The following is a 2,444-nucleotide window of genomic DNA, read 5'->3' on the forward strand; positions in this document are numbered from 1 at the left end:
TATATAAAGACTTAAAAAACGAAATGAGTAAAAGTAGAAAAGGCTTTGACTCAAAAAATGATCAATATATTTGTAAATTAAGAAAAGATAGAGGAACGTCACCAAATTCAATGATGAAGTCTGTACAAACAGCACAACAGTTGCAACACTCCAGATAAAAAAATGTTAAACACCTTACTAAAGTATAAACTTAGATAAATCTAGCTGCTTTGAGATCGATTCGAGTTTATTTTTCACATATTTGCCGTCTACAACAAATTTTTCACCGTTTTTCTCAGAAGCGATAAAACTTATTTCATCTAAAAGCTTCTCCATGATAGTATGGAGCCTTCTTGCACCTATATTTTCCACTTGTCTATTAACTGTAAACGCTATTTCAGCTATGGTTTCGATACCATCATTGGTGAACTCAAGTGTCACATTCTCTGTTTTCATTAGAGCTATGTATTGCTTTAACAAACTAGATTCAGGTTCCTTTAATATTTTTATTAAATCTTCTTGAGTAAGTGCCTTAAGTTCTACTCTAATCGGTAATCTACCCTGCAGTTCTGGTAAGAGATCGGATGGTTTAGCCTGATGAAAAGCACCAGATGCAATAAATAATATATAATCCGTTTTTACATGGCCATATTTGGTTGAAACAGTTGTTCCTTCAAGCAGTGGTAATAAGTCACGTTGTACCCCTTCTCTATTCACTTCCCCTTTTACCTCTGTACGTGCTGCAATTTTATCTATTTCATCTAAAAATACTATGCCTTCATTGGCAACAAGATCAATAGCTTTTTTGATTATCTTCTCTTCATCCATTAACCTTTCACTTTCTTCGTTAATCAATATTTCTCGTGCCTCTCTTACCTTAACCGTAATAGTTTTTGTCTTTTTGCCTCCATTAAACATCTTGCCCACTAGCTCTGTTACATTTACCACGCCAACTTGTCCACCTGGCATGCCTGGTATATCAAAAGCTGGCAACATGCCCTTGCTTTCTCTGACATTAATGGAAACTTCCCCGTCTTCAAACTCTTTATTTCTCAATCTCTTCATGAAAATCTTCTTACTTTCTTCGGTTGCATCTTCACCAACCATAGAATTGACTATTATCTTCTCGGCCAAATCTAAAGCTTTTGTAGCTAAGGCTTTACGTGCTTTCTCTTTAACTAAAACTATTGCTGCATCAACTAAATCACGTATTATCGAGTCAACATCACGTCCAACATATCCTATTTCAGTAAATTTCGTTGCCTCAACTTTGATGAATGGCGCACCTGCAAGCCTTGCCAAGCGACGAGCTATTTCAGTTTTACCAACTCCCGTATGACCAATCATCAGTATATTCTTAGGTATAATTTCGTCACGCAAAGGAAGAGGAACTTTGTTGCGACGCCAGCGGTTTCTCAGTGCAATAGCAACAGCACGTTTTGCATCATTTTGCCCGATTATGAACCTATCCAATTCTCTAACTATTTTTTGTGGCGGCAGATTATCCAATAAAACTTGTGCAACGTTATCAACTTGAGCACTGCTACTATTTGAATCAAAGCCATTCTCAGCATCTTTATGGAGATCATTTTTTTTATTATAGGTACCACTACTACAAGACTGTTCTCCTGAAAAAGGAGAGGATTTACTAGAGAAATTAGTACATAAAATTTTTTGTTCAGAAGACATATTATTCTCCTATTTTTTCAATAACTACATTATGATTTGTATAAACACATATGTCAGCTGCTATTTTCATGGCTCTTTTTGCAATCTCCTCTATTGACATTCCTTCAACGTCAATTAAAGCTCTTGCTGCAGATAGAGCAAAATTTCCTCCAGAACCAATAGCTGCAATTCCATCCTCAGTTTCAAGAACATCACCTGTTCCTGTAATCACCAACAAAATAGATTTATCTGCAACTATCATCATAGCCTCCAATTTTCTCAAGTATTTATCCATTCTCCAATCTTTCGCAAGTTCAACACATGCTCTCATTAATTGCCCTGGATGCTTGTCAAGTTTAGATTCTAGTCTTTCAAAGAGAGTAAATGCATCAGCTGTTGCTCCAGCAAAACCAGCAATTACGGAATCACCAGAAAGACGCCTGACTTTTTTTGCTCCAGATTTTATAACAGTGTGACCCAGTGAAACCTGTCCATCACCTATTACTACTACATTTTTATCTTTTCTAATTGACAGTATGGTGGTTCCATACATTTTATTACTATCATGTTGAATCATTTTTCTGTCACTTTAATTCATTATACTGTAATCGTTAGTTAAATATGTTTAGTTATAGCTTATAATATAGTACATTCCTTAAAGTGCAGATGCAAAACATAATTCGCCCAAATTTAGAAAAAAGTGTAAATAACTGGTTTGAGGCAAAATTTAACGGTCTTATATTGCCGCTCTATAGCTCTATGGACCTTAGAAACTCCGGCTACAAAATCGCCCCTAT

General features: G+C 35.6%; 3 protein-coding genes. 1 reads left to right on the forward strand and 2 read right to left on the reverse strand.

Annotation, left to right across the window (positions count from 1 at the left end; genetic code table 11):
- Window positions 1–177: 177 nt before the first annotated feature.
- Both hslU and hslV read right to left on the reverse strand, forming a co-directional pair.
- On the reverse strand, window positions 178–1,668 hold the full coding sequence (hslU, locus tag HET73_RS07015; protein WP_246210272.1) for an ATP-dependent protease ATPase subunit HslU: 1,491 nt from the start codon (window positions 1,666–1,668) through the stop codon (window positions 178–180).
- 1 nt (window position 1,669) lies between these two features.
- Window positions 1,670–2,224: an ATP-dependent protease subunit HslV gene (gene hslV, locus HET73_RS07020; RefSeq protein ID WP_174134264.1), complete on the reverse strand. Its 555-nt coding sequence runs from the start codon at window positions 2,222–2,224 to the stop codon at window positions 1,670–1,672.
- Window positions 2,225–2,313: 89 nt separating this feature from the next.
- Here hslV and HET73_RS07025 point away from each other — a divergent pair.
- The coding region (locus tag HET73_RS07025) for a glutamate--cysteine ligase (protein WP_174134265.1) at window positions 2,314–2,444 on the forward strand (131 nt) is incomplete at its 3' end.

Source organism: Wolbachia endosymbiont of Atemnus politus (genome assembly GCF_013309895.1).

What these genes read in the sequence shown, in the direction of transcription:
- hslU (WP_246210272.1), bottom strand. Translation starts at nt 1,668, where the DNA reads ATGTCTTCTGAACAAAAAATTTTATGTACTAATTTCTCTAGTAAATCC.
- hslV (WP_174134264.1), bottom strand. Translation starts at nt 2,224, where the DNA reads ATGATTCAACATGATAGTAATAAAATGTATGGAACCACCATACTGTCA.